A 20,952-nucleotide genomic window follows, 5' to 3' on the forward strand; every position below is an offset into this window, starting at 1 on the left:
ACTTATCCGGATGGCCTTATCATGATTACTTTACTCTTGGAAAACCAAAACCCGATGCATTATCATCACCTGTTACGGCACTTATACCCCCCTTTATATCATATGATTTTGCTCTATTCTGCAATTCTGCCCGTATCTGTGCATTGGACCATGTCGGATTTGCAGCCCAAATCTTTGCCGCAAGACCGGAGACATGCGGTGTTGCCATGGAAGTACCACTAATCGTGTTATATCCACCGTCCTTCCAGGTCGATTCGATCGCCCTGCCTGGTGCCGAAACCTCAACATCCCGTTCTTGAATAATATAGTCACCATCTGTAGCTGAATTACCTCTAGAAGAGAAATCTGCTACACGATAAGTCCCATTTTGCTGGACATTTTCGAGTGCAGCTACAGCCACGACATTCGGTAATGCCCCTGGGTAGCCAATGGTATTATCGGCAGATCCATCATTTCCGGCCGCTGCCACAATCAGGACACCTTTACCGTAGGCATAGTTCACAGCGTCAGTGATGAGTGAATCCTTAGTGCTCGAACCAAGTGACATCGAAATAATCACCTTTTTACCTGCTGCTTGATCCGCTACCTTCCGAATGGCAGCTGCAATGTCATCGGAATAGCCGCTGCCACGATCATTTAATACTTTATACGACCATAGTTTTGCTTCAGGCGCGACGCCATAAATCCCCGACCCATTTCCGCCATTCGCCAGGACTGTACCCGAAACGTGAGTACCGTGCCCATTTCCATCCGAACAGCTGCCATCTACCCAGGACACCTTCATTTGCGAAAAGTCCTGACATTGTGCCACATTGGCAGATAAGTCTGGATGGTTTCGATTCACCCCTGTATCAAGAACAGCTACTACTATGCCGCTGCCGCCGGATGTACTGGCAATGGCTGAATCATTGTAAATTGCTTGTATTCCCAAGGTGTTCGATCACTAGGAGCCGTCCAAGCAGTTGCACCTGGTTTTGCTGCCGTTTCATTTACAACAGCTAATTGAACCTCAGGCACCTTCTCAATCGTTAAATTTTTGTTATGGAGGAGTGCTTGATATTGCTGTGCATTGACGGTCGTTGTAAAACCATTTGCTGCAAATTCCCAGCGGGCACCGTAGCTTGCTTTTGCCTTTGCCTTTTCAGAAGCTGGACCTTGAATCAGAACCCGGAATGATTCATCTGACTTCACTTGCTGACCATAAGCCCCCGTCGCAAACAAGGAGATCCCCATTACCACACTCATGATCACTGCACCTATGGTTCTCTTTTTTTCATCCAAACTCCCCTTTCTAAATAGTACAGAACAAGTCACCGCGCTAAATTATATTCGGACCTGCCTATCAATAGTAGAAAAAGAAGTTGGGAAATTTTTTTAAAAATGGCTTTGTTAAACACATGGTTGTTTTTTAAACTCTGTTGTTTGGAGCGGAAATCAACAACCAAATTTAACAGAGCGAAAAAAAACCAGCCTAATAAAAGACTGGTAATCTAGAAATATTTCTTTTTCCAAAAAATAAACGCTGTTAAACTCGTTAAAAATGCCGAAATTACTAATGGAATGGCATACGAATGGGTCGCGTGCTGGAAAGGAATATCCACATTCATCCCATAAAAGCTTGCCACCATCGTTGGGAAAGATAAGATAATAGTAATCGACGTCAAAAACTTCATGACAATGTTCAAATTATTGGAAATGATCGAAGCAAATGCATTCATCATACCAGATAAAATCGAACGGTATGTTTCTGCCATCTCAATGGCCTGCGTCTTTTCGATAATCACGTCTTCTAATAAATCCTTATCTTCTTCATACATTTTTAAATAATTAAAACGCAAGATCTTATCAAGGACAACCTTATTCGATTTTAGTGATGTGGTAAAGTAAACTAAACTTTTCTCTAACGCAAGAAAAGCATACAGTTCTTTATTTTTTAAGGATTGATGTACTTCCCGTTCAATTTCATTTGTTTTCTTATTAATTTGCTTAAGATAACGAAGATAATAAGACGAAATCACAAACAGTATTTGCAGCGCAAAGCGTGTTTTTTTAAAGGTAAAGAACTCCTTCACCCGATTTTTTCGAAACTCTTCAATAATTGGTGAATCCTTTAATGAGACAGTAATAATATTATCTTCTGTTAAAATGATGCCAATTGGAATCGTTTCATAAACAGCTAAGCCTGTTTCATCGTGGATAATATAGGGAAAGTCGACGATGATGTACACTCGGCCGTCATCCCGTTCAATCCTCGGACGTTCTTCATCATCCAGCGCATCTTTTATTATATCTACATCAACCTGAGCATCATTTGAAACTTTATTTATTTCTTCTGCTGTTGGGGCATACATATTGACCCAGCAGCCTTTTGAGACTACGTCAACCTGTTCAAGAACCCTTGCTTCGGTGCTTTTAAAAATTTCTAACACAAGTAAAACCTCCTCTGTACTTTATTCGAGGAAGCCAACAACCTTTTTAAGAGTTGATATTCTGATATTCAATTTCATCAATTCTAAGATTACATTGACTTCCCCCCGCCTACTTGGGTCCGGGTCTACGGAATAACTCAAAAATATCAACTCCCTTTTCTTTTATATCCTATCCTATCATAAACCCAAATGCTTCAAAGTACAAAGGAGTTTTTTTCAGGAATTATTTGTCTTCAGGAAAATAAGGATTTAGATGGATTAAAACTTCATGGATATTGTCATTTTGGTCCATAAGTGCCAGTTTAATTGATTTTGCCAAATCATGCCCTTCCTTAATGGTCTTGAAATGATCAATGGCGATCCGAATGTCCACTAACACGTAATGGCCATGTTCTCTCGCTCTTACACGGTCGATCCTGCGAACTTCTGTAAAATCCTTAATCACCTTTATATAATCCTGCAGCGTTTCCGTGTCGATATTACGCTCTAATAGAATATCAAAGGCTTCGGTTAACATCTCTTTGGCAATTTTAAAAATTAAATAAGCGACAAATACACTGGCTGCCTTATCACCGTAAAGTAAAAAGTGAATATCCATCCGCTCTCCAATGATGGAAAGGAGTACCCCAATCGCGGCCGCAATCGATGCTACAATATCCGCCTTATGGTCAAAAGCGATCGCTTCAATGGCCTTACTATTATTCTCATTCGCCACTTTTAGTGAATTTCGATAAAGGATAATCTTTGTAATAAATGAAAAAAGGGCCACCCACATCGCTAACAGACTTGGTGATTCCACCTCATGGAAGAAACCGCTGATTCCTTCATATGCCACATAGACCGCAACTAAAAGAAGGAGAATCCCAATGATTTCAGAGACAATGACTTCAGCTTTTCCATGTCCATAGGGATGTTCCTTATCAGCCGGTTTATTGGCAATTTTGATTACCAGTAAAACAATCACAGAAGCAAATACATCTGCTGCTGAGTGGATTCCATCTGCAAAGACGGCGTCACTATGTCCGTACCAGCCAATCACAATTTTCCCTAGTGTCAGGATGACATTACTAATCACACTAATCCAGGCTATTTTCTTAGCCAGAGCTTCTCTCATTACCATAATGAAACCACCTTTAAATTAAAAAAACGTCAAATAACACATTGTTGACATTGACCTGTTTTTTCTTAAGTTTAAGCAGAATTGCCTCAAGAATCATATCAAAAAGGACCTGGGTGGGTCTAGAGAAAAACTCTTGCGTGATACAAGCAAAGTTGAATAAGGGCAACAAACAGGCCCTTATTCCTCTTGTCCTTGTTTTTCTTCCTTTAGCATTTCTACTTCTTCCACGACAGAAATCCGGTTTATTTGATCGTGCAGGTAATGGAAGGCTTGATCAAGCTCTTCGCGTGATGGAAAATCATTGTTTTGTTTCATTGGTATGCCCCTTTCAAAAATTTTATAGGAGTAATAAATGTGAAATAAGAAAAAATACGGTTGTACCATTAATCTAACAAGGGAGGTTTCCAAGTGGAACATAAAAAAGCAAACCCTAAAAAAGAATTAGCAGGCAGTTTTTATCATCCAAGCTACTATAAAGAAAGTGACGACCTATCTTCTGGCATTGCTACTTCTCATGAGCAAGTGAGCGATACCTATACAGAGGGTGAAATTGGGGCCGTCATTGATGACGTTAATGGCAAAGATATTCCGATCCCTAAAAAAGGTTTCGAATAAAGTTAATAAGAAAAGCGCAAGGCGCTCGCTTATCGGCGACAAGCACAAGATGAGCCGGCCGAAAGGTTGTTCTTTAACCTTTTGGTCGGATTGACCTAAATGTGGAGGCGACTGTTCTGGGACTCTAGGCTAAGACGCACCCTGTAAGAAGGCGCTCTTTGCCTTCTTCTGGGGGGTGGCTTAGACTTCGAGTCCCAAGGAGCCGCAGCTGGATAAGCTTGTGACCTCGAGTCGATGGCGCCTGGAGCTGGACAATTATCTAAGCAAAATTTTATTCACTTTTTCTTTTGAAGTAGGAAAACAGCTCTCACATGAAAGCTGTTTTCTTTTTTAGCCATCATTTATCATCATCAACGTATGGGTCATGTTCAAAAGCAGGCAAATCCCCAAAACTTGTCATTATTCCTTCTTCATCGAGAGCATCCTCATATTTTTCATGCTGTGCATTTGGATAAACGGTTACGTTGTTTCCATACATATCATTTCCAACAAAGTTCTCATAGTCTTCCACGTAGCCAATACTTTCTTCGGATTCATTGTATGTGTCGTTATAGTGGTCCTTAGGAAAAGCAAGATCAGAAGGCGTATCAGATGTCCCCCACTCCGCTACAGCCTGCCACGAATCCTCCGCATCAAAGGCCACATTCTCATCAGATTCATCCATATCAAACTTACCAAACGGAGGCATCAGGACACCCTCTTCAATTGGCCGGTCATGGGAGGTCACTTGGTCAGGGCTATGCTCAATACAATAAGTTGTATTTGGCAGGGCTTCTAACCTTTCTGTTGGTATCTCCTTGCCGCAAACCTCACATTTTCCGTATGTTCCCTGTTCCATTGCCTCTAGGGCGCGATTAATGTTTCCTAATTCTAATTTATAGTGTTCAAGTAAGGCATTATCTTTTTCACGCTCATAAAGTTCAGTGGCATCATCGGCTGGATGGTTATCGTAACTAGATAACTCCCCCATCGACTCGTGGTCATGTCCGCGTTCAAATCCGAGATGGTCGTTCTGGTCAAGTCGTTCCTCTACATCACTTTTTTCTTTTAATAATTGTAACCGTAACTCAGCTAGCTGCTGTGTCGATAACATGTGAAAACCCCTTTCACTAAAACGCTATTTCACAATCTATTTACCCATTTATTGTTTTTGTTTATCTTTCCTTTATATTTTCATTTTTTTCATGGTTGATTATGTAATAAAAATTTAATTCCAATAAATTTCACTTTTGTTTTTAGGAAGCATTCGAATAAGTTTTTAGCCGTCGTGTATCTTAAGAATGATTAAGTGAAAATAAAAAGAAAAGAGGAGATTTTGTGGTTAATGAAAACTTTGATAAATTTAGAAAAGTTCAGCAGGAACATCAAGGAAAATATCTCGGAAGCGACAAAAATCAACAGCCTGGACTTAATGACCGTGAATATAATAACCAATCTAATACGGATAAATCACCTGGTGCAACAGGGCGCGATTTATAAATAGCAGCCCTTAAGGAGAAAGGAAGTCTCCCTCTTACATGATCGATGCACAAAGGAGAATACAATGAGTAAATCCAAATCAGGTGCAAAAGAAAAAAACAATATGAAATGGTGGCAGTTGTCGCTATTTGGAGTGGGCTGTACGATTGGAACAGGCTTCTTCCTAGGCTCTGGTCTTGCCATTAAAATGGCAGGTCCCGCTATATTGCTTGCGTTTTTAATTGCTGCGCTTGGTACTTATTTTGTCTACGACGCTTTGTCAAAAATGACCTCACAAGAGCCTTTAAAGGGAGGGTTTAGGTCATATGCCAAGAAAGCATACGGACGATGGGCCGGTTTTAGCAGCGGCTGGGTTTATTGGTCTTCAGAAGTGCTAATTATGGGAAGCCAATTAACAGCACTATCGATTTTTTCACGCTTCTGGTTTCCAAACATTCCCTTATGGATATTTACCGCCGTCTATGCGATTTTAGGATTAACGATTATTTTAATTGGCGTAAAAGTGTTAAATAGGCTTGAAAATATTTTGGCTATTTTAAAAATATCTGCCATTACTATGTTTATTGTTATTGCTTTGCTGGCTATCTTTGGTGTTATTGATGGTGACCGTCCGATTCAGTTTCCGAATAGTGCTGATGAAATTTTACCGCATGGGACAATCGGCTTGTGGTCTGCCGTTATTTTTGCCTTTTATGCGTTTGGCGGGATTGAAATTTTAGGTTTAATGGCGACGAAATTAAAGGATCCAAGTGAAGCACCAAAGGCTGGAAAAGTCATGCTGTTTACCCTCATGATTATCTATGTATTGTCGATTGGTTTGGCTGTTATGATGGTAACCTGGGATAAATTTAACACAGATGAAAGTACCTTTGTTGTCGCCTTAAATGCATACCATTTGCCTTTTATCCCTCATTTCTTTAATGCTGCGTTGATCATCGCTGGTTTTTCGACGATGACCGCATCTTTATATGGAGTAACCAGCGTATTAGAAACCCTTGGTGAAGAGAAAGACGCTCCTGCCTGCTTTGCTAAAAAAGGGAAGTTAAAGGTCCCGTTATGGACACTGCTTATTACGATGCTCGGCATCACAGCATCAATCGTGTCGGCCCTAGTACTCCCTGATAAAATTTATGAGTGGGTGACGACGGCAGCTGGATTAATGCTTCTGTATAATTGGCTTTTTATTCTTGCCTCCTCTAGAAAAATTTTAGAGTTAAAACTAAAGGAAAAAATTATGTATACGATAGGAGCCCTTTTTATTTTAATCGCTGTCAGCGGAACTTTATTTCATGAAACAAGCAGGCCTGGTTTCTTCATTAGTTTAGCCTTTATCGGGGTCATCGGGATTATTACCTTTATCCTCAGTTTTAAATGGAGAAAACAAAAGACCAAAGAAAAAAGCAAGAGTAAAGTTCTCAAGCCTTGGCCAACAGCATAGAAAAGCGGAAGCGCCTTGATAAGCCCCGACAAGCACAAGATAAGCCGGCCGAAAGGTTGTTCTTTAACCTTTTGGACGGATTGACTTGTGACCTCGAGGGGTAGGCGCTGGAGCTGGACAATTTCCAAAGTTCAGGAATCAAAAAAGTCAGTTGCCTTAGGCTGACTTTTTTGATTATCCAAACAAATTATGAAACGCTTGCATGCCAAAGTAAATCCCAAAACCAATCAATGAAATACCAGATAGACACGATATAACGACCAATAAGTGGGAAGTTAAGAATTTTCGGAAGCTACTCGCTACACCTGCCATCGTAATATCCCAGATCAGCAGACCAATAAAAATGGCACTGCTATAAAGAATTAATTGGCTTGTCTCATAGGTAGCCGCCGTTTTAGCAAGAACGGATCCATAAATCCCCAACCAAAACAGAATGGTTAAGGGGTTGGAAATCGACATTAAAAAGCCCGAAAAAAATGATTTATAAAGCGGTTCTTTGCCTCGTGCTTGTTGCAAATTGATTTTTCCTGCATTCATAAAGGTTTCGATTCCTGTATACATCAGTACAAAGCAGCCAAAGAACCACAGAAAGGTTTGCATAAAAGCCGTCTCTAGGAATTGAACCACACCTATGTAAACAACAAGCATATACATTCCATCTGCGACCACGGCGCCTACTCCAATAAGCCAGGAGTGCATAAAGCCATTTCTAATCCCTCGGTCAATTTGTGCCGCATTAATGGGCCCAATTGGAGCGGCTAGCGATAACCCCAACAATATATAGCTCAAAAATACATTCATTAATACCTCTCCCCCCATAGCACTGGATAGATGCCTGTCTATCCATGTGTATTCAAAAGGACAGGGTTGTACAACTAAAAATACAAAAAAGAGCTTTCCTGATTTAATAGAAAGCCCACTGTTTAACAGTTACTTATTTGAGTCAGATACCCTCCTAAAGTCGAAACTCAATCCGCCCTCATCCAGCGGCTGATTAAGCAAGTGATGCCTGGGCACAGGTAAAGAATAGGAATCAATTTCAACAATATATTTAGGCCGGTTCTTGGTTTCTTTATAAATTTTCCCTACATATTCACCTATCAATCCGATGGCAATCAACTGCAGGCCGCCAATTAACCAGATCGAGGTAATTAAGGACGTCCACCCCGTTTGAGTGGTTCCAAAAAATTTAAGGGCCAAGAAATATCCTCCAAAAAGCAAACTCATGAAAAAGGAAACAAATCCTGTTATTAACACAAAGCGGATGGGAGAAACAGAAAAGGATGTTATACCGTCAAAAGCAAACCCAAGCATCTTTTTTAAAGGGTATTTGGTTTCCCCAGCCTGCCTTTCTAAACGGTCATAATAAACGACATCGGAACGAAAACCTAGTAATGGAACAATACCTCTTAAAAATAAATTAACTTCATTAAATTGCTCGAGTTCATGGACAGCACGCTTGCTTAACAGTCGAAAATCGGCATGATTATAAACAAGGTCAACACCCATCTTTTTCATAAGTTTGTAAAACCCTTGCGCTGTACTTCGTTTAAATAGGGTATCCGTCTCTCTCCCTTTGCGGACACCATAAACAATTTCACAACCTTGACAGAACTTGACGATAAAATCACGAATAACCCGAACATCATCCTGGAGGTCAGCATCAATCGAAATGACACAATCAGAATGCTCCTTGGCGGTAAATAATCCCGCCAAAAGAGCATTCTGATGGCCTACATTTCGCGATAATTTAAGGCCGCGAACATATTCGTTCCGCAGCCCCTCCTTATAAATGAGCTCCCATGTTCGATCCTTACTGCCATCATCAACAAATAAGATTTTGCTTTTTTTTGAAACAAGTTTATCATCGATAAGTTCTTTTAGCTGCCCCTCGAGTTGTTCAATGGTGTCTGGTAACACTTCTTCCTCGTTATAGCATGGTACAACAATGGTAAGGACTGGTTCTATCATTTATAATCCCTCGCTGCTTACATAGTTTTGTATAAATAAATCTTCCAAGCTGAATTCTTTGAAGAGAACACTTTTTCAAGTAAAAGCTTGTTCTGCCTGGCATTGTCGATTGGAAGGGACGAGAAGATATACCGGCCGCCCATCTCCTTAAAGACTTCCGTGTTGAGCTGAAGATTTTTCAAGTGCCGTTTTGAATCCTTTTTAATCATATATCTTTTTCCCAGCTGGGCTGTAAAAAGGTAACAGCGCCCGCCCCACTTGTCATAATATTTTTGGATGGTATTATTTTTCGCTAATTCCTTTGCAATGATTTTCCTAAATTGATGCTTATAGCTTAATGGATAAAAATTGTTATAAGTATCAATCGTATAAAAACCGTTGAATTGAGAAATAGCCGGATGCAGCCCGATACTAGCCACACGGTATTTTTCGGGATTTTGACCGATATAATCCTTTATTTCGATGAACAAGTCTTCTGCGAAGAACTCCTTAACCGTTGGCTTTTCCCGGTAGATAATCTCATCATTCAATAAACCTAAAAAAACAATTTGCGAAACGATTAGCCATTTAGCTATTTTCATCCCATCAAGTCCATGGACGGCAATAATTTTTAAAGCAAGAGCAAAGCTTGCATAGATCACCATTGGTCTTAAAAAATGGTAGCGGGCAAAATTAAAGGTATCCATAAAGTGAAAGATTTTTGTTAATGGCAGCCAGCCCTCATAAAACCAAAAGGCATACCATAGTGATAGGAATATATTTAATCCAAATAAAAGGACATAAATCTTTTCCTTTTCCCAAAGCTTTTTTGTAAACACGATATAGATTGCAATTAAGGTTGCCGGCAGAATAATGAGGGTATGTACGGTCATCACATGCGTGTGTCCAAGTAAGTAGTTTTTTGCAAAGAGCCTAACGGCTCTCCAAAATGAAAGATGGGCATGGAAGTATTCATCACGGCTATTAGGTTCAGAGGAAAACAAAAAAGAATAAATAAGCCGATATTCCACCAGCATAAAAATACCCGTCATGTAACCAATCGCAAATAAAAATCGCAGATTCCATCCCCGGCCTCGCAATACATCCCAGAGCCAAAAAATCCCTATTGCACTCAAAAAAAAGAAAAAACCTAATACAATGCTTGCGTACAAAGGAAGTAGTGTCAGCACAAGATAGTCCTTCCATGTGTCCTCATGGTTTCGGATATTGAGGAATGCCCATAGTGCTAATGGCATACCTAATGTACTTAGCATCCCTGAGGGCCAAAAAGGGGTTAGAGCAAAAGCTAGAGCACTTCCAATCTTTATCACAAGCCATTTATGTCCTGGCATTAGATGGTCTTTAAGCAATAAGTACATACCAAAGAAAGCAACAACCCTTGTGATCGCTTGGCTTAATCCGTAGGCAATCATTGTCGGAAAGAGCGTATATAACCAGACAATCACACTATATTCCGTCCCAAAAGCATTTCTCGATAATTGTCCATTAATAATTTGCGGAATGACGGCATTAACGCTGCCAAACATTTCTCCACTTCTTGCTAATACCTTATACCAAGCTAAATTGGAGTCCAGATTATCATGAACCCGGATATGGGCATTTTCCTGCAAAATAAATAGTGGAGAGAGATAGACCGCAATCACAATTAAAGCGAAAAGGATTAAGCTGCGCTCCTTTTTCGTTTCAATAACCACTCTTCTACACCCCTATGTTCAAGAGTTCTTCCATTTTAAAATTTACTGAAGGAATGAAATTTATTCCAAAAAACAAAAAAACGGCGATTTTTTAAATATACTTCTGAAGTGGTAAAAGATTATGAGACTTCTTACTTTTGACTATAATACTTAGTATAGAAACGAGGTGCCGGTGATGCCAAACAGGGTTTATATAGGCTTTTTACGCTTACCACTTCTTGTACGCATTCTTATGATGGCTTTATTGGTCTTTCTTACTTTTGGGATTACGATACACTTTTTAGAGCCTGACACCTTCCCAACAATCTTTGATGGGATTTGGTGGGCGATTATTACAGCATCCACCGTTGGATATGGTGATTATGTGCCCCATTCATTCTTTGGCAGAGTAACTGCCTTACTATTAATTCTATTTGGCGTGGCTTTTGTGTCCTCTTATTTTGGGACATTAGCTGCTGCCGCTGTTACCAAACAAGATGCCCTTTCAGAAGGGAAAATCCCTTTTAAAGGGGCTGGTCATATTATTATCATTGGCTGGAATGAGCGGTCAAAAGAATTAATACATAAGCTTACCAATACAAATGATCAGCAAATGATTGTCTTAATTGATGAGACGCTTGAAGCAAATCCCGTTAAATCGAGATATGTCCATTTTATCCAGGGAAAAGGCCATGTCGATGATACGATTATGAAAAGTGATATTGAAAATGCGGAAAAGGTACTTATTACGGCTGACCGGGGGAACGATGAACTTCAAGCAGATATGAACAGCATCTTAACATTACTTACGATTAAGGGACTATGCCCACAAGTAAAATGTATCATTGAAATCTTGACCGCTGAGCAAGTTGTCAATGCAAAACGGGCAGGGGCAGATGAGGTCATTCAATCCAATAAGTTAACCAGTGTGTTTATGATTAATAGCCTCCATTCGAAAGGGGATGGACTATTATTAAATGTGATCAACCAACTGCAGGAAAGCAGGCTCTCCACCAATACTGTGAAAAACGCCGAAATTGGAAGGAGCTTCAGGGAAATTGGACTAAAACTAATCGAGGATGAGTTTTTATTAATTGGATTAAAAAGAGGGGATGATACCATTCTAAATCCCCCCAACTCATTTAAAATTGAAGAACATGACCAATTATTGATGTTTAAATAGTTATTGAGTTGTTAAAAGGACGTTTTCTAAATCGGACACTAACCTTTTTCCTCTATCAATGTATTTTGAAGGAATATCTGCATCCGGATCAATGGGCGCTTGAAATTGATTTAAGGTAGCTGAAAAGTTACCGGTATCACCATGCTCATCAATTCCATATTCATACTGATGGGATAATAGGAAAGGTTTTCCGATTTCGACCGTGCATCCTCTAGTATCCAGCTCGCCATTAACAGCGGTAAAGGGCACCCTCAGAAACTGATAACCTTCTTCATCATTCAGTTTATAGTCGAAGGCACCATGATCATAATCCCAATTCCCGCCAATCGTATAGCCGATTGGCTTTAATTTTTGCTCAAGCTTATACAGGTCAAATTGTTTGCCTTCTATTTTAGATTGAATTTCGTACATATTCCATTTCCCCCCTTTTGATAGCGTTAGTTTCCCCAAATAAAAGAGTGCTGATGCAAATAGCATCAGCACTCTTTTAAAATTATTTCAACCTTTTTTCTAGTTCTGCTTTCTTTTCTTCAAAGCCAGGCTTACCTAGCAGAGCAAACATATTCACCTTATAAGCTTCAACGCCCGGCTGGTCAAATGGATTAACACCTAGGAGATAGCCGCTCATCGCACATGCCTTTTCAAAGAAATAAACAAGGTAGCCAAATGAATATTCATCCATTTCAGGAATAGTAACAATCAAGTTTGGCACTCCGCCATCTGTATGAGCAAGCATAGTCCCTTCGAAAGCTTTGTTATTAACAAAGTCGATTGTTTTTCCTTCTAAATAGTTAAGACCATCTAAGTCATTTTCAAAGGCTTCAATTGTAAGCTCATGGCGAGGCTTGTCTACTTTTACAATCGTTTCAAATAGGTCGCGACGTCCTTCTTGAACATATTGTCCTAAAGAGTGAAGGTCAGTTGAGTAGTTGGCTGAAGATGGGTAAATACCTTTTTGGTCTTTCCCTTCACTTTCACCAAACAATTGCTTCCACCATTCATTAAAGTACTGTAAGCCTGGTTCATAGTTAATTAGCATTTCAATTGTTTTTCCTTTATTGTAAAGGACATTTCTTACGGCCGCATATTGGTAGGCTGGATTCTCTTCGATTTCAGAATGGCTGAAATCATTTTGTGCTTGGCGGGCACCTTCCATCATCTTTTCAATATCTGCACCAGATACAGCAATTGGTAAAAGACCTACAGCTGTTAATACAGAATAACGTCCGCCGACATCATCTGGAATCACAAACGACTCGTAACCTTCTTCTGTGGCTAATGTTTTAAGAGCGCCTCTTGCTTTGTCTGTAGTCGCATAAATGCGCTTACGAGCTTCTTCTACACCATATTTCTCTTCAAGAATCTTACGGAAAATACGGAAGGCAATCGCAGGCTCTGTAGTTGTTCCTGATTTTGAGATAACGTTAATTGAGAAGTCTTTACCATCTAATAGGTCCATTACATCGCGCATATAGGTAGAACTAATGCTGTTCCCAACAAATATAATCTGTGGATTGCTGCGATTTTCTTTTGGAAGGGCGTTGTAAAAGCTGTGAGAAAGCATATCAATCGCAGCCCTTGCACCAAGATAAGATCCGCCAATTCCGATAACGAGAAGAACATCTGAATCTGCTTTAATCTTCTCTGAAGATTTCTGAATCCGTGAAAATTCTTCCTTGTCATAGTTAGTTGGCAGTTCAATCCAGCCTAAAAAGTCACTTCCAGCACCAGTTCCCTCGTGTAGAGAATGGTGAGCCACTTTTACAGCATCACGTAAATATGTAATTTCATGTTCTCCAAAAAAGGAGAGGGCCTTCGAGTAATCAAAGCGAACGTGTGTCATGTATGATCCTCCAAAATTTTATTTTTCAGTTATCACTTTACCTAAGCTTGAGAAAATTATCAAGAAACCTCAGCTTGTGAAAGCGTACCCATTTTCGACAATTTCCTACTTTTATAATGACGCCCGGTAAATGGCTAGTACATCGTCACGGTTTAGCTTTTTAAAGTTACCAAACTCCCCATTGACCATCGCACGGTCTGCCATAAGCTCAAGCTGGCTGTCATCAATATCATAATCTGCTAAGCGGGAAGGAGCCTCAATGCTGTTCCAGAATTCACGCAGCTTACGAATTCCTTCTAAACCGGCTTCCTCTGCTGTCTTGCCTTCTGGATCTACGCCGAACACCCTGACGGCCAGCTGTTTAAAGCGCTCAGGTTTCACGCTTAGATTATGCTCCATCCAGTGAGGGAACAGAATCGCCAGGCCGCCGCCATGTGGAATATCATAAACTGCCGATACAGCATGTTCTAGGTTGTGGGTAGCCCAATCACCCCGATAGCCCATGTTTACCATACCGTTTAAAGCCATTGTGCCTGCATAAAGTATAGTAGCGCGATGTTCGTAGTTTTCAAGGTCTGCCAGTAACTTAGGAGCGGTTTCCATTACAGTAATCAACAGTGATTCACACATGCGGTCTTGGAAATCGGTATTTTCTTCCAGATGGAAGTAATGTTCAAACACATGTGACATCATATCAACCATGCCATAAATGGTTTGGTTTCTAGGAACGGTAAAGGTATTTACCGGATCAAGGATTGAAAACTTAGGGAATGTTACGGCACTTCCCCAGCCGTATTTCTCATTGGTTTCCCAGTTTGTAATAACAGAGCCTGAATTCATCTCAGAACCAGTTGCTGCAAGGGTCAGAACAGTTCCAAATGGCAGTGCCTCGCGTGCGAAGGTTTTTTTAATGACGATATCCCAAGGATCTCCCTCGTATTTAGCACCTGCAGCTATTAGTTTGGTGCAGTCAATGACACTGCCGCCTCCTACTGCTAATAGAAATTCAATACCTTCTTTTTTACAAATTTCTACACCTTTTCTAGCTGTAGAAATGCGCGGATTCGGTTCCACTCCGGAAAGTTCAAAAACCTGAGCTCCAATTTCATCCAGGATGCTGGTAACCTGATTATAAAGGCCGCTTTTTTTAATACTGCCCCCGCCATAAACAAGTAACACTTTTTTGCCATATTGCGGGATTTCTGTTTTTAATTGTTCAAGCTCGCCTTTTCCAAAAATTAATTTGGTTGGATTTAAAAATGTAAAATTCTCCATAGATAACACCTTCCTTTACTTTTACTATTATTATTTATTATGTTTTATTTTGCAAAGAACTAGACTGTGGGTGGTGCTTGGGGATGAGAAACCTTCTTATCTTGTTGCAGCTTTTTGGCCTTCGGGAGATATAAACCGGTCTTATCTGTCGTAGCACCCGATTCTCTTTCCCTTCGAGGGTTATGACTCGCTCTTATCTGTCGTAGCACCTGGATCCCTTTCCCTTCGGGGGTTATGACTCGTTCTTATCTGTCGTAGCACCCGATTCCTTTTCCCTTCAGGGGTTTTATCTGTCGTAAAAACACAACGATAACGTTTGACCATTTTCAAAGTTATAGTTTTCCCCCGCTTACAAAAAAATTCCCTGTATCGATGTACGATACAAGGAATTTTTTAGACCCAGCCCCTAAAAAGGGACGCTTCTGCCACTTTTTTCACTCCCACCATATACGCAGCAAGGCGTATATTGATATGAAGGCTTTGAGCAAGCTCATAAATACGATCAAAAGCCTGGACGATTTTTTCTCGTAGTTTCTCCTCTATTTCTTCTTCATCCCAATAAAGTCCCTGATTGTTTTGAACCCATTCGATATAGGAGACAATCACATTTCCGGCACCAGCTAAAACATCTGGGATAAGTAAAATATCGCGCTCTAATAAAATATTTGTTGCCTCTAATGTAGTAGGTCCGCTCGCAGCTTCTACCACAATTTTTGCTTTGATATGGTGGGCATTTTCAATCGTGATCTGATTCGCAATCGCAGCGGGAACTAAAATATCACAATCTTTAGTAAGGAGCTCTTCGTTTGTCATCACACTATCAAAGAGCGCGGTGATGGTTCCAAAGCTATCCCTGCGGTCCAGAAGGTAATTGATATCTAGACCATCAGGGTCATAAAGTGCGCCGTAAACATCGGAGATACCAATAACGACGGCCCCTTTGTCATGCAGGAATTTAGAAACATATCCACCGGCATTACCGAATCCTTGGACAATCACTCGAGCTCCTTTAAGGGGGATTCCTCGCCTTTTGGCTGCTTCTTCAATACAAAGGGTAATTCCTTTTGCTCCTGCTTTTTCCCACCCCTCTGACCCTCCGAGCACCAATGGCTTTCCGGTGATAAAGGCTGGAGATTCATTTTGCCTGAGACGGCTGTATTCATCAAACATCCAGGCAATCATTTGCGAATTCGTATACAGCTCTGGAGAAGGAATATCCTTAGTAGGTCCCACCATTTGGCTGATGGCGCGGACATACCCGCGGCTTAATCGCTCTAATTCTCCAAAGGACATCGTCCTTGGGTTACAAATAACCCCGCCCTTGCCGCCGCCAAATGGCAGGTCACAAATTCCGCACTTTATGCTCATCCACATCGATAATGCCTTCACTTCATCCTCTGTTACTTTAGGATGAAATCGGATTCCCCCCATTGTCGGTCCGACTGCATCACTATGCTGGGCACGGAAACCTTTAAAAATCTTAGTGGAACCATCGTCCATCCGAACAGGGATCCTGACGGTGAGTGTTCTGAGCGGCTCCTCTAAAAGATGAAACATATCCTGTTGATACCCGAGCTTTTTTAAGGCATCATGTATTACAATTTTTGTTGAGGCAAGTAAATTTAATTGATCAGCAACCGCTGTCTCCTCTTCCATCGTCACCATGTTGACACCCCTAATTATTTTGATTACCCGAGTACTTTGTTAATCCGTTCAATAGCCCAGTCTAATTCTTCCTTTGTTATAACAAGCGGCGGAGCAAAACGAATGACGGTTTCATGAGTTTCTTTGCATAAGAGTCCATGTTCTTTTAGTTGTTCACAATATTTCCGGGCGGATTCTGTTAATTCCACTCCAATAAATAAACCTCGGCCGCGCACTTCCTTAATTTTTGGATTCTTAATATCTTTCAATTTATTGATAAAATACTCCCCAAGTTCCAATGACTTTTCCGCAAGCTTTTCGTCAACAAGTACATCAAGGGCAGCGATTGAAACAGCACATGCCATTGGATTCCCCCCGAAGGTAGAACCGTGTGAGCCAGGGTTAAATACGCCTAGTATCTCTTTATTGGCAACTACACAGGAGATAGGAAAAACACCGCCGCCAAGGGCTTTACCGAGGATATACATATCCGGTTCAATTCCCTCCCACTCACTAGCAAACATTTTACCCGTACGTGCTAAGCCTGCCTGGATTTCATCAGCAATAAACAGAACATTGTTTTCTTTACAAAGATTGAATGCAGCCTTCATAAAGCCCTCAGACGGGATAATGATCCCAGCTTCACCTTGAATGGGCTCAATTAAAAACGCTGCTGTATTGGGAGTTATCGCCGCTTTAAGAGCCTCTAAATCACCATATGGAATTAACTTGATGCCAGGCAGCATGGGGCCAAATCCACGCTTATATTCGGCATCAGATGAGAGGGAGACAGCCGTCATCGTTCTGCCATGGAAATTCCCAATACAAGCAATGATTTCAGCCTGATCTTCCGATAAACCTTTTACATCGTAACTCCAGCGTCTTGCTGCTTTTACAGCCGTCTCAACTGCCTCCGCTCCGGTGTTCATCGGCAGAACCATGTCTTTGTTTGTTAATTTGCAAACTTTTTCATACCATGGACCAAGCTGGTCGTTATGAAAAGCACGTGAGGTTAACGTAACCTTATCCGCTTGATCTTTTAATGCCTGGACAATCTTAGGATGGCGGTGGCCTTGATTGAGGGCAGAATAGGCACTTAACATGTCCATATATTTGTTGCCTTCGGGATCTTCCACCCAAACACCTTCAGCGCATGAAATAACAATTGGCAGTGGATGATAGTTATGGGCACCATACTTTTCTGTTTGCTCAATTAAATCACTTGTGCTGTTCTTTCTTTCCATGTTATTCCCCCGTCTGCGTTCCGGATTTTATATATAGATACTTCTATTGTAGCTGAGCATTAACCAAGAATGAACATTTTTTCTATTAATTTTATAAGATACTTGATAAATGAATGGAAGCTCGATAAACCTTATAATTTCCTATAAATAAAAAAATAAGCCTAGTCCAAACTGTACAAATAGTTTGGTCTAGGCTTACATTTCTGTATTATTTTTTAATTAAATCTTCCCGTGAAGATTGATCAATCCACTCTTGGAGCTTATCTTTTAAGGTATTAAAACCTTGTTGTCCTTCAGCTTCAGGAATAATGGCAGCAGCAAGGCGCTTGCGCGGTTTTTTTGGCTTTGCAGCTTGTTGGACTGGTGCCTCTTCTGTAGCACGGATGGAAAGACCGATTTTTCCTGCTTCTTCATCCACTGATAAGATTTTAACTTTAACTTCATCTCCCACTTTTAGGTGTTCATTAATATCTTTCACATAACCGTGCGTGATTTCCGAAATATGAACAAGACCTTGGGTATTCTCATCTAAAGCTATAAATGCTCCGTACGGTTGAATTCCTGTTACCTTACCTGTTAAAATACTTCCAACTTCCAATTTTTCTGTCATGAAAACACTCCTAAATAATAATTATTTTTTCCCTTATATACGCATTAAAAAATTATATCATAAATAAAGACTTTAATCAAAATTAGGGAGATTGCTGTTTTTTACCCCTTAACATAACGTTCATAAATGCATAAGGAAATAGAAGTATTACCATGATATAATACATGGTGAGAAAATATCTTTTTTTAGATGAGGTGAACAGTATGAATTCAATTGGTGAAACCATTAGAATAAGCCGTGAAATGCTTAAGATGACGCAAGAGGAACTTGCTCAAAAGATTAGAGTCGGAACGCATACAATCGCTAAATATGAATCTGGAGAACAAATACCAAGTAATCAGACCATCTTAAAATTATCTACTGTTCTAGATATACCTGCATCAGAGTTATTAAAGCAAAATACCAAGGGGAATCCTTAAAAATTTTTATTCAAAACGGTATAATTTACCGTTTTTTATTTTTTTAATGTATAAAAAGGGGGAAACTGGGAAAACTTTTATTATAAAGCTTTCTAGTATTCCCCCCTTTTTGAGAGGACAATCCGTCAGATTGTCCTCTTTTTTTATCGTTTAATCAACCTGCTCTTTGTAACTTACAATGAGCAAGATTGATTTTCTTTGATGACTAATAATTCGGCCGCAACTTTACGACACTCGTCTATTGGAATCAGTTTTTCGAATGAGAACTCATAAATTGCCTGAATTCGTTCTGCTAACCTATAGGGGTCATCGAGCTCATAAACAGCTTGGATCGTATCGGCTATTTCCGTATCATAATCGCCGCTTTCTAATTGAAAAGGATCCCATTGATTTAAGACATCTACAAACTGCAGGTTGGTTTGTACCTCTTTTCGCATATTTCCCCTCCATCCTTTTAAGCTATTCTAACATAATAACTAGCTAGTTCATCAACGATAAAAGCCTATCTAGGATTTGTTCACCCGTTAAGAGAGCCTCACCACCGCCTTGAGCAAAGGAATCATTCCCTCCGCCCTTACCATGAATCATTGGCAAAATCTCGCCGATCAGTTTTTTCATATTTTCTGTTCTTGCTTTCCCTTTTGCGAGAACTACTTGTATACGGGTCCCATCTGTTGAAACAAAAAAGGCGAGGCTGTTTTCATGGTCGGCCGCGATCATCCGGGCCAACTTCTGGAGTTCTTGGATTGTTCTGTTCTCAAATACCTTCGTAACAACAGACTGATCCTTACTTGCCAGTTCCTTGGCTTCATATTGAAGTAATGATTCCTTTGATTGTTCAAGTAATTTGGTCAATTGTTTCTCGTTTTCCAACAAACGGATGACGGCTTGCTGCATGTCCTTTTCTGGGGCATTCAAGAGGTTAGTTAATTCAAGTATAACCTCTTGTTTCTCCCCAAGCTTTTTGATCACACGCAGACCGCAGGCAAATTGAATGCGAATGTTTTTTCGTTGTTTTTCCCAATCCAAGATTTTAACAGCACTTACCTCACCGGCACCCTTTGGATGAGTACCGCCGCAGCCGTTATAATCAAATTCGGGGATGATCACAAGCCGTATGTTTTCTTTTACCTTTGTCTCTTTCCTTAAATCATATTGGGACAATTCTTCTGCTGTAACCCATTTAGTTTCAATGGGGCGGTTCTCTAGAATGATTCTGTTAGCTAGTTCCTCCGCTTTTGCGGCTTCTTCTTTCGTTAATTCTTCGGTTTCTAAATCGATCGTTAGATTTTCCGGCCCCATATGGAAACCAACCGTTTTATAGCCAAACAAATGGTCAAAGGCGGCCGATAAAATATGCTGTCCTGCATGCTGCTGCATATGATCAAATCTTCTTTCCCAATCAATCGTACAGCTTACTTCAGTATCAGCCACCTGTAATGGCGCGTCAAGATAATGCCGAATTTCACCGTTCACTTCTTCTACGTCAATAACGGCCCTTTCCGCTATTCGACCTGTGTCATGCGGCTGTCCGCCTCCGGTTGGATAAAAGGCTGTTTGGTTGAGGACAATGTAATTTCTGCCCGTTTCATCGCGCTCTTGCTTCAAAATACGTGCAGAGAAAGTATGTATGTAAGCATCTTGGTAATAAAGTTTTGATTGCATCAGAAAAGCACCTCGTGATTGTTTTGAATGGATGTATTCATTGTCTAAAAAGTTGGCCATGAAATCAAGCGAAATAGAAAAACCTGTCCCTTATTTGAAAAGAACAGGTCCCTCTTACCTTGTTTACTTATGTTATTACTTATCTTTTTTCCGTTGGCCAAAGGAAGTTGGTGTTTGCCCTTGCATGAATCCGCCCATTCCGCCCATACCTTGAGGAAAGCCCGTTTGCTGCTGACCGCCCATCATTTGCGGGAATCCTCCCATTTGTTGGGAACCTCCCATTTGCGGAAAGCCTCCCATTTGTGAATGGCCTCCCATTTGTGGATAGCCTCCCATTTGCGGGT

At 40.5% G+C, this 20,952-nt stretch carries 20 protein-coding genes and 2 pseudogenes; 5 read left to right on the top strand and 17 right to left on the bottom strand.

Translation table 11 applies throughout. From position 1 onward, the window contains the following. Nucleotides 1-25 precede the first annotated feature (25 nt). The 4 genes and pseudogenes from V7266_RS16845 to V7266_RS16860 all read right to left on the bottom strand — a co-directional run bounded on the left by V7266_RS16845 (nt 26) and on the right by V7266_RS16860 (nt 3,864). A pseudogene (locus V7266_RS16845) lies at nt 26-1,233 on the bottom strand (S8 family peptidase). A gap of 257 nt (nt 1,234-1,490) precedes the next feature. Next, complete coding sequence (locus V7266_RS16850) at nt 1,491-2,429, bottom strand: magnesium transporter CorA family protein (RefSeq protein WP_335469284.1); 939 nt, start codon at nt 2,427-2,429, stop codon at nt 1,491-1,493. 223 nt (nt 2,430-2,652) lie between these two features. Further along, nucleotides 2,653-3,549 carry a cation diffusion facilitator family transporter gene (locus V7266_RS16855; protein ID WP_335469285.1) on the bottom strand — a complete coding sequence of 299 codons (897 nt, stop codon included), beginning with the start codon at nt 3,547-3,549 and terminating at the stop codon, nt 2,653-2,655. 177 nt (nt 3,550-3,726) lie between these two features. Then, complete coding sequence (locus V7266_RS16860; RefSeq protein WP_335469287.1) at nt 3,727-3,864, bottom strand: hypothetical protein; 138 nt, start codon at nt 3,862-3,864, stop codon at nt 3,727-3,729. A 93-nt stretch (nt 3,865-3,957) separates the two neighbouring features. Here V7266_RS16860 and V7266_RS16865 point away from each other — a divergent pair, with 93 nt between their 5' ends. After that, nucleotides 3,958-4,164, top strand: coding sequence for a YozQ family protein (locus V7266_RS16865; RefSeq protein ID WP_335469288.1), 207 nt, complete (start codon nt 3,958-3,960; stop codon nt 4,162-4,164). A 337-nt stretch (nt 4,165-4,501) separates the two neighbouring features. Here V7266_RS16865 and V7266_RS16870 read toward each other — a convergent pair whose 3' ends face one another. Continuing rightward, a complete protein-coding gene (locus tag V7266_RS16870) occupies nt 4,502-5,257 on the bottom strand; it encodes a yteA family sporulation protein (protein WP_335469290.1) in 756 nt (251 codons plus the stop codon). Between the two features lie 224 nt (nt 5,258-5,481). Here V7266_RS16870 and V7266_RS16875 point away from each other — a divergent pair, with 224 nt between their 5' ends. Next, entirely contained in the window at nt 5,482-5,643 is a 162-nt protein-coding gene (locus tag V7266_RS16875; protein WP_335469291.1) for a hypothetical protein, read from the top strand. 64 nt (nt 5,644-5,707) lie between these two features. Next, a complete protein-coding gene (locus V7266_RS16880; protein ID WP_335469293.1) occupies nt 5,708-7,081 on the top strand; it encodes an amino acid permease in 1,374 nt (457 codons plus the stop codon). A gap of 174 nt (nt 7,082-7,255) precedes the next feature. On the opposite strand, the gene V7266_RS16885 is transcribed toward V7266_RS16880, so the two are convergent. The 3 genes from V7266_RS16885 to V7266_RS16895 form a co-directional block, all read right to left on the bottom strand. Further along, entirely contained in the window at nt 7,256-7,882 is a 627-nt protein-coding gene (locus V7266_RS16885; protein WP_335469295.1) for a LysE family transporter, read from the bottom strand. A gap of 129 nt (nt 7,883-8,011) precedes the next feature. Then, nucleotides 8,012-9,052 (bottom strand): glycosyltransferase family 2 protein, encoded by a 1,041-nt coding sequence (locus tag V7266_RS16890; RefSeq protein ID WP_335469297.1) that lies wholly within the window; start codon nt 9,050-9,052, stop codon nt 8,012-8,014. A 17-nt stretch (nt 9,053-9,069) separates the two neighbouring features. Then, complete coding sequence (locus tag V7266_RS16895) at nt 9,070-10,746, bottom strand: DUF6044 family protein (protein WP_335469299.1); 1,677 nt, start codon at nt 10,744-10,746, stop codon at nt 9,070-9,072. A 175-nt stretch (nt 10,747-10,921) separates the two neighbouring features. On the opposite strand from V7266_RS16895, the gene V7266_RS16900 reads away from it, so the two are divergent. Beyond that, the gene (locus tag V7266_RS16900; RefSeq protein WP_335469301.1) at nt 10,922-11,908 is read left to right on the top strand and encodes a potassium channel family protein; all 987 of its coding nucleotides are present in this window, start codon (nt 10,922-10,924) and stop codon (nt 11,906-11,908) included. Here V7266_RS16900 and V7266_RS16905 read toward each other — a convergent pair whose 3' ends face one another. From V7266_RS16905 to yugI, 6 genes are all read right to left on the bottom strand, one after another. Then, nucleotides 11,909-12,319: a YugN-like family protein gene (locus tag V7266_RS16905; RefSeq protein WP_335469303.1), complete on the bottom strand. Its 411-nt coding sequence runs from the start codon at nt 12,317-12,319 to the stop codon at nt 11,909-11,911. A gap of 82 nt (nt 12,320-12,401) precedes the next feature. Then, entirely contained in the window at nt 12,402-13,751 is a 1,350-nt protein-coding gene (locus V7266_RS16910) for a glucose-6-phosphate isomerase (RefSeq protein ID WP_335469304.1), read from the bottom strand. A 111-nt stretch (nt 13,752-13,862) separates the two neighbouring features. Further along, nucleotides 13,863-15,026, bottom strand: coding sequence for an iron-containing alcohol dehydrogenase (locus V7266_RS16915; RefSeq protein ID WP_335469305.1), 1,164 nt, complete (start codon nt 15,024-15,026; stop codon nt 13,863-13,865). A gap of 393 nt (nt 15,027-15,419) precedes the next feature. Beyond that, on the bottom strand, nt 15,420-16,691 hold the full coding sequence (locus V7266_RS16920; protein WP_335469306.1) for a Glu/Leu/Phe/Val family dehydrogenase: 1,272 nt from the start codon (nt 16,689-16,691) through the stop codon (nt 15,420-15,422). Between the two features lie 23 nt (nt 16,692-16,714). Next, a complete protein-coding gene (locus V7266_RS16925) occupies nt 16,715-17,914 on the bottom strand; it encodes an ornithine--oxo-acid transaminase (protein WP_335469307.1) in 1,200 nt (399 codons plus the stop codon). Between the two features lie 208 nt (nt 17,915-18,122). After that, nucleotides 18,123-18,524 (bottom strand): S1 domain-containing post-transcriptional regulator GSP13, encoded by a 402-nt coding sequence (gene yugI, locus V7266_RS16930; protein ID WP_335469308.1) that lies wholly within the window; start codon nt 18,522-18,524, stop codon nt 18,123-18,125. A gap of 203 nt (nt 18,525-18,727) precedes the next feature. On the opposite strand from yugI, the gene V7266_RS16935 reads away from it, so the two are divergent. Further along, entirely contained in the window at nt 18,728-18,943 is a 216-nt protein-coding gene (locus V7266_RS16935; RefSeq protein ID WP_335469310.1) for a helix-turn-helix domain-containing protein, read from the top strand. Between the two features lie 173 nt (nt 18,944-19,116). Here V7266_RS16935 and V7266_RS16940 read toward each other — a convergent pair whose 3' ends face one another. From V7266_RS16940 to V7266_RS16950, 3 genes and pseudogenes are all read right to left on the bottom strand, one after another. Then, nucleotides 19,117-19,380, bottom strand: a complete 264-nt coding sequence (locus V7266_RS16940; protein ID WP_335469311.1) for a DUF1871 family protein — start codon at nt 19,378-19,380, stop codon at nt 19,117-19,119. Nucleotides 19,381-19,423: 43 nt separating this feature from the next. Then, on the bottom strand, nt 19,424-20,608 hold the full coding sequence (locus V7266_RS16945) for an alanyl-tRNA editing protein (protein ID WP_335469312.1): 1,185 nt from the start codon (nt 20,606-20,608) through the stop codon (nt 19,424-19,426). A 135-nt stretch (nt 20,609-20,743) separates the two neighbouring features. Continuing rightward, nucleotides 20,744-20,952: pseudogene (locus V7266_RS16950) on the bottom strand (hypothetical protein); the annotation flags it as partial.

Source organism: Neobacillus drentensis (assembly GCF_036965645.1).
GTDB classification, from domain to species: domain Bacteria; phylum Bacillota; class Bacilli; order Bacillales; family Cytobacillaceae; genus Neobacillus; species Neobacillus drentensis_D.

Coding starts and splice junctions, on each gene's coding strand:
- V7266_RS16855 (WP_335469285.1), bottom strand. CDS start 3,549: ATGGTAATGAGAGAAGCTCTGGCTAAGAAAATAGCCTGGATTAGTGTG.
- V7266_RS16860 (WP_335469287.1), bottom strand. CDS start 3,864: ATGAAACAAAACAATGATTTTCCATCACGCGAAGAGCTTGATCAAGCC.
- V7266_RS16870 (WP_335469290.1), bottom strand. CDS start 5,257: ATGTTATCGACACAGCAGCTAGCTGAGTTACGGTTACAATTATTAAAA.
- V7266_RS16880 (WP_335469293.1), top strand. CDS start 5,708: ATGAGTAAATCCAAATCAGGTGCAAAAGAAAAAAACAATATGAAATGG.
- V7266_RS16885 (WP_335469295.1), bottom strand. CDS start 7,882: ATGAATGTATTTTTGAGCTATATATTGTTGGGGTTATCGCTAGCCGCT.
- V7266_RS16890 (WP_335469297.1), bottom strand. CDS start 9,052: ATGATAGAACCAGTCCTTACCATTGTTGTACCATGCTATAACGAGGAA.
- V7266_RS16900 (WP_335469301.1), top strand. CDS start 10,922: ATGCCAAACAGGGTTTATATAGGCTTTTTACGCTTACCACTTCTTGTA.
- V7266_RS16905 (WP_335469303.1), bottom strand. CDS start 12,319: ATGTACGAAATTCAATCTAAAATAGAAGGCAAACAATTTGACCTGTAT.
- V7266_RS16910 (WP_335469304.1), bottom strand. CDS start 13,751: ATGACACACGTTCGCTTTGATTACTCGAAGGCCCTCTCCTTTTTTGGA.
- V7266_RS16915 (WP_335469305.1), bottom strand. CDS start 15,026: ATGGAGAATTTTACATTTTTAAATCCAACCAAATTAATTTTTGGAAAA.
- V7266_RS16920 (WP_335469306.1), bottom strand. CDS start 16,691: ATGGTGACGATGGAAGAGGAGACAGCGGTTGCTGATCAATTAAATTTA.
- V7266_RS16925 (WP_335469307.1), bottom strand. CDS start 17,914: ATGGAAAGAAAGAACAGCACAAGTGATTTAATTGAGCAAACAGAAAAG.
- yugI (WP_335469308.1), bottom strand. CDS start 18,524: ATGACAGAAAAATTGGAAGTTGGAAGTATTTTAACAGGTAAGGTAACA.
- V7266_RS16935 (WP_335469310.1), top strand. CDS start 18,728: ATGAATTCAATTGGTGAAACCATTAGAATAAGCCGTGAAATGCTTAAG.
- V7266_RS16940 (WP_335469311.1), bottom strand. CDS start 19,380: ATGCGAAAAGAGGTACAAACCAACCTGCAGTTTGTAGATGTCTTAAAT.
- V7266_RS16945 (WP_335469312.1), bottom strand. CDS start 20,608: ATGCAATCAAAACTTTATTACCAAGATGCTTACATACATACTTTCTCT.